Genomic DNA, 5,844 nt, shown 5'->3' with positions numbered 1-5,844 from the left:
ATAAAGCTGGATACAGCATTTTTTAGTAAAAAAATAAATATATTTTACTTATAATGTGCAGATATGCACAGTTTACGCTTTCATCTCGGCAATTGAATTACCGAGGATTCCCGCTTATCTTCCTAAATATTTTTCTAGTCATTGTAATATAAAATTGCTTATACAGTCTCTTCCTTAAGAGTCCTGGTATTCTGGATAATATACAGAGCGACCGATATGACCATCATTATAGCGCACAAACCAATCAACAGATCTGATACCATCGGTGTAATGTGGAACCATATAATATGCACCGCTGCAGTTCCATATAATAAAAAGGTTACTATCTTTCCATGCCAGTCTGCACCATGTACTTTTCCTGTCTTTCGTATCACAAGACATCCACTGACTACCATATACAGCTCCTTACCTGCCATTATTACGATTAAAAGAAGCACATGCGGAAAACGAGTAAACAGACAGATTAACATCGCTGCCTGTGTCAGCTTATCAGCCACCGGATCAAGTATTTTTCCTAAATTACTAATCCTATGGAATCTTCTTGCGATATATCCATCAGCAAGATCCGTAAGACCAGACAGCAATAAGATTTCACCAGCTAACAGAGGATTTTTCTTTACACAATAACTCCATATAATTACCGGAATCAGACAAAGCCGAAAAAAAGAAAGAAGATTAGGAACCGTAATAATTCTATTCAAATTTTCTTCCTGATTCACTTCACTCTGCATGTACGGTCATCTCACTTTCCTTTTTTTTAGACATAAACCAATAAAATATAACACAAAATGCTAAAGCAAACACAACACCAAAAACATTTTGAATCACTCTAAGACTAACCGCTCCTTGTAGTCCATAAGTCTCTGCAGCAATGGCTAAAGCACCAAATGTGTTAAATACTGCCTGCCAGCCATATTGTGCTGAAAATCCTACACCGATTCCACCAAGAATTCCTATATATGCATAGATTGACGAAGGAAGCAGAAAATATAATACTGTAAAACATATAACACCTGCAATATTTCCGACAATCCTTTTACGGACTCTGTAGTGCATATCTTCCATAAACGGCAAAATCGCGGACATGGCCGCAATACCAGCCCACATTGCACGTGGCATATTACAAATTTCTGCAATGCAAAGGACAATCGGTACGCATAAAATCTGACATATCTGCCATTTTGTTCTGGAAGAAGTGATATCAAATTCTTGTATCAGATCTTTCAGATTTCTTTTATAAGTTCTGTTTTTATGATTTCGATAAAATACAAAGCAGGTAAGTGCTGCACCTAAAGCCATTCCGACTAATCGCATCTGATAGCTTTTTCCCGTAACATCATAACCATATAGCAGCAGATACCCAAGAACCAATGTAGATTGATTAAACATGAATGGATTATGGCATCCGAACAGAATCAACACAGCCAGTGCCGCAATATTTAACAGCATTCCCAATACCGGTGAAAACTGATTTGCTAAATGCGGACATACAGTCATAATTACAAAGAACAAAGCCAAAAGCATCGTAGATTGTCCGGTGTGGATCCCCAGATCCGCATTTCTAAACACCATGAGACATAATAAGACTACTACACCTACAATGCTGTTCTCATTTCCAAATAGGATGCTGAAAATACTAACAAAGAAAAAACAAAATGCCATTGTAACAGCTATCTTCACCAGATATACCCACATATGATATAATTTTTCTTTTAGTGTTTCACTCTTTTTCAACAGGTTTTTAGAACCTGCCTGATTTAACTGCAACTCCTGATAAAATGTCATATAAATCCTCCCATCTTCTAATTTATCTTAAAACTATATAATCTCATCTTTCTGCTTTGGCAGCTCTATAACAAATCTGCATCCACCATATTCACGGTTTTCTGCTTTGATTGTTCCTCCGGCACTATCTACAATCCGTTTTACAAGTGCAAGACCTAGGCCATTTCCTTCTGCTTTATGAGATCCATCTACCTGATAGAACTTGTCAAATATTCTGGATTTTACATCATCCTCTATTCCGGGTCCTTCATCTTCCAGAATGAACTTAACAGAATCCTGTTCTTGTTTCAGAAACATCGTAATTGTCCCCTTTGAAGGGCTGAACTTAATCGCATTATCCAAAAGATTTATCCAGATATGCATAAAAAGTCCTTCATTCCCAGTATATTTAACTTCCTCCAATTCTACCTGAAAACCAATTTCTTTTTCTGTCCATTTTGTTTCCAATGAAAGAAATGCCTGGCGGATCTGTTCATCCAGACGATATTCTGTTTTTTTCATTGGTATATTCTGATTCTCTAACTTGGATAACAGCAAAATATTACCAACCAATCCGGAAAGTCTTTGGGTGTTAAATAAGATTTTTTCTACATATTCCTCTTGATCCGGAGACAGTTCTTCTCCCTGAAGCAGCATTGTATATCCTTCAATGGCATTAATCGGGGTCTTAAACTCATGAGAAACATTAGATACAAAATCCATCTGCAGCACCTCTGTTGCACGAAGTTCTTTTGTCATAACGTTAAAACTTTGATAAGATTCTCCAACTTCTGCTATACGGCTGTTCGTTTCCAAATGCTGTTCAAAATCTCCCTGAGAAACTTCCTTCATTGCTTTACTAAGTCTGGTAATTGGTTCCAGTAACTTTGCATTGATAAAGGAAGTGATCAGCCCGGCAATCAATGTATTGAAAATCAAAAGCCAGCCAAGCACAGGTATGCTGCCCGGCAGATTAAAAAAATGATTCAAAAAAGCAAATAATAAAGCAGATATGACTGTTGAAAATACAAGTGCCAGCCAGATTGCACCAGTCAGACAGGATCGGATCCGCAATCCTTTTTCTTTCTTTTGTTCCATTATTTTTTCACCACCTTGTATCCAATTCCACGCATTGTTACGATTTCAAAATCAGGGTTATCTTTAAAACGCTCTCTGATTCTTCCTATATGTACCTCTATCGTATGTGGGTCTGCCTCCGTCTCGTATCCCCATACTTCATCCATCAACTGTTGTTTTGTAAATGTTCTGCCTGGCGAAGCTGCAAGCTTATATAAAAGCAGGAATTCTTTTTTAGGCAAAACAAAACTTTCCTTATCAGTTGTAACCGTCATTGCATCATAATCAAACTCTGTTGAACCGATCACAATTTTGTGTTCATTCAGTATCTGTGCACGGCGAAGCAGTGCTACGACTCTTAAAACCATTTCATTCACATTTACCGGTTTTACCATATAATCGTCACTTCCCGAAAGAAATCCCTGGCGCATATCATCAAAGGAACCTTTCGCAGTGATCATAAGTACCGGTATCTGATATCCTGCTGAACGGAGTTCCGACACCAGTTCATAGCCGTCCATAACCGGCATCATAATATCGGAAATGATCAGATCAATATACTCTTTATCCAATATTTCTAATGCCAGTGCTCCATCCGATGCACTTTTGACCTGATATCCATTCTTCTCAAGCACTTTTTGGAATAGCTGGCTTAATTCTTTATCATCTTCTACAATCAATATTTGAAACACGTTTTCCTTCCTCCTTATTAAAACAGATACCTTGCCCATCCAAGCAGATGCTGTACCAAAAATATTTTTCTCTGACGTTTCTTTGTTAATTCGATTGGCTCTACATGATATGGATCATTATAAGTTCCGCCTTCTAATATCTGGCGGGACACTTTTTCATATTCCATCATGCCTTCTTCCAACTGTTTATTAATCTCTTTGCTACGTATTACAAGCATCAGTTCCGTATCCAGATACGTGCTTCTCATATCCATGTTAAAGGAACCGATTACGGATAGATCATCATCAATCAGGATGCTTTTTCCGTGGTAAGAATAGCCGCCTTCATACTCCCAGATATTAATTCCTGTACTTAAGATTCTGTTTCTGTTTCTCGCATAATCAGCAGAACCAAACGGATTTCCATTGTTGGCAACCGAATTGGTCATGATAGAAAAATCCGGAACTCTCTCCGCAATCTCTTTCCATGTATTATACATCATATCATTGCAGATAATATATGGTGTATGAATTTTCACGCGCTCTTTTGCATTTTTCATTAGTTCTCCCAGTTGATACCAGACTACTGGTTCCTTGGGATCTATGTGGATAGGATTTGACACTAATGCAATCTTTTCTGTCTCAAAAGTTTCGTCCGTGTAATCGGTATCGCAGATTCTTTCCTTATTCTCTTCAAAATATTTCTGATAGCCGTTCTGCAGCTCTAAAACTGCGTTCTTTACAGATTTTCTATTTGCCAGTTTTTTATTGTCATGAAAATAACCACTGTCTTCTTGTTCCCATATGGTTTCAAAATACTCTGACAACTGGTTAACTGAATTTTCTTTCTCAGGTTCATCGCAAACCACTAACACGTCTCTGTCATAGTTCTTATGTCCCGGAAAATCACCCAGGAAATAATTGTATGTATTTCTTCCCCCAAGAATATATCTCTTTCCATCTGCAATCAAATATTTATCATGCATTCTACCCATCATTTTCCACGGTTTCAACGGATTGGCCTTATTATACAGTTTAATTTCAACATTCTCATGGGAAGATAATCCATAGAAATACGGATTTCCTTCCATATCAATCCAGCTCTCCATTCCATCTACTAACAGACGAATATGTACACCTCTGTCTGCCGCATCATGCAGTGCTCCTAAAATCAATTTTCCACTTTCATCGGATTGAAATGCAAAAGTAGAAAGAATAATTTCCTTTTTTGCATTCTTGATCAAACGCACTCTTTGTAAAAGCGCTTCTGGATTCTTTTCTATGATTACTGCCCGTTCTGTATTTTCACTGCATTCGTTCCATGACCCATTTTTTGTTTCTTTTTTGGTTGTATTGGACACTTCCGGCTGTTTTTTATATGCAACGCAGATTCCGAGCAATTCATAAAAAGCCACACATAAAAAAATTGCCAGTATAACAAGAAGGATTTTACATATTTTATGCTTTTTCATTGTACATCACCTGATTCCTTTTTATTTCATACTTATACAATACAAAGTCAATCTCAATTTAACCTCAACAAGGTTTGTTTTTTTCATCCATGCAAAATCTTCTTTGTACAACAGACTGTTAGATATAGCAAAAACGGCCTTTCAAAAACAGTTAACTTCTAAATCAACTGTTTTTTGAAAGGTCGTTTCATCAGATTCTTATAGCAATCCAGCAAATAATCTCATAAATAATTGTCCCAGTCGCAAATATGCACTTCGTCCGGTTTGATATTGGTCTGTCACATCACGACATTCTCCCATCGTTCTTATCAGATCATTTTTTATTTCCACAACTGCCTGACAATCTGCCATAAAACAGCCGTTTTCAAAATGGTGATATAAACTTCGATAATCCAGATTAATTGTTCCACAAGTTGCCATACAGTCATCTGCCACACTCATTTTTGCATGACAGAAACCAGGAGTCCACTCATAAACACGAACACCATGTTTAACTAATCCATGATAAAAAGAACGAGTTATATTATAAATGAATTTTTTATCAGGGATACCAGGTGTGATAATTCTTACGTCTACCCCTCGCTTAGCAGCCAGACATAACGCATGCGTCATTTCATCTGTTATGATTAGATATGGAGTCATAAACCAACAATATTTTTCAGCTTTATTTATCATACTGATATAAACTTCTTCTCCTACTTGTTCATTATCCATAGGGCTGTCTGCATAAGGTTGAACAAACCCAGTTTGCTGTGCCGCATAATCATAGTGGAAAAGATATTTAGTGAACTACTCGGCAACTGAGTTACCAGAGCATCTGAATTAAGGCGGGATACCGCCTTTTCAGGGTGCGTCCATGA

At 37.3% G+C, this 5,844-nt stretch carries 5 protein-coding genes and 1 pseudogene; all 6 read right to left on the bottom strand.

Annotation, left to right across the window (positions count from 1 at the left end):
- Positions 1-158 precede the first annotated feature (158 nt).
- Complete coding sequence (locus EAI83_RS16795; protein ID WP_055057096.1) at positions 159-731, bottom strand: CDP-alcohol phosphatidyltransferase family protein; 573 nt, start codon at positions 729-731, stop codon at positions 159-161.
- Positions 721-1,785: an FUSC family protein gene (locus EAI83_RS16790; protein WP_129976266.1), complete on the bottom strand. Its 1,065-nt coding sequence runs from the start codon at positions 1,783-1,785 to the stop codon at positions 721-723. The genes EAI83_RS16795 and EAI83_RS16790 overlap by 11 nt, the downstream gene beginning before the upstream one ends.
- A gap of 33 nt (positions 1,786-1,818) precedes the next feature.
- Complete coding sequence (locus EAI83_RS16785) at positions 1,819-2,862, bottom strand: HAMP domain-containing sensor histidine kinase (RefSeq protein WP_005347239.1); 1,044 nt, start codon at positions 2,860-2,862, stop codon at positions 1,819-1,821.
- A complete protein-coding gene (locus EAI83_RS16780) occupies positions 2,862-3,572 on the bottom strand; it encodes a response regulator transcription factor (protein ID WP_129976264.1) in 711 nt (236 codons plus the stop codon). The genes EAI83_RS16785 and EAI83_RS16780 overlap by 1 nt, the downstream gene beginning before the upstream one ends.
- Entirely contained in the window at positions 3,551-4,984 is a 1,434-nt protein-coding gene (locus EAI83_RS16775; protein WP_129976262.1) for a phospholipase D family protein, read from the bottom strand. The genes EAI83_RS16780 and EAI83_RS16775 overlap by 22 nt, the downstream gene beginning before the upstream one ends.
- A 198-nt stretch (positions 4,985-5,182) precedes the next feature.
- Positions 5,183-5,773 (bottom strand): annotated as a pseudogene (locus EAI83_RS16770) (phospholipase D-like domain-containing protein); the annotation flags it as partial.
- Positions 5,774-5,844 lie beyond the last annotated feature (71 nt).

It is taken from the genome of Blautia sp. aa_0143 (genome assembly GCF_004167315.1).
In the GTDB taxonomy this organism is placed as follows: domain Bacteria; phylum Bacillota; class Clostridia; order Lachnospirales; family Lachnospiraceae; genus Blautia_A; species Blautia_A fusiformis.
The sequence above is the reverse complement of the archived record's forward strand: the minus strand, read 5'-3'. Positions and strand labels throughout refer to the sequence as shown.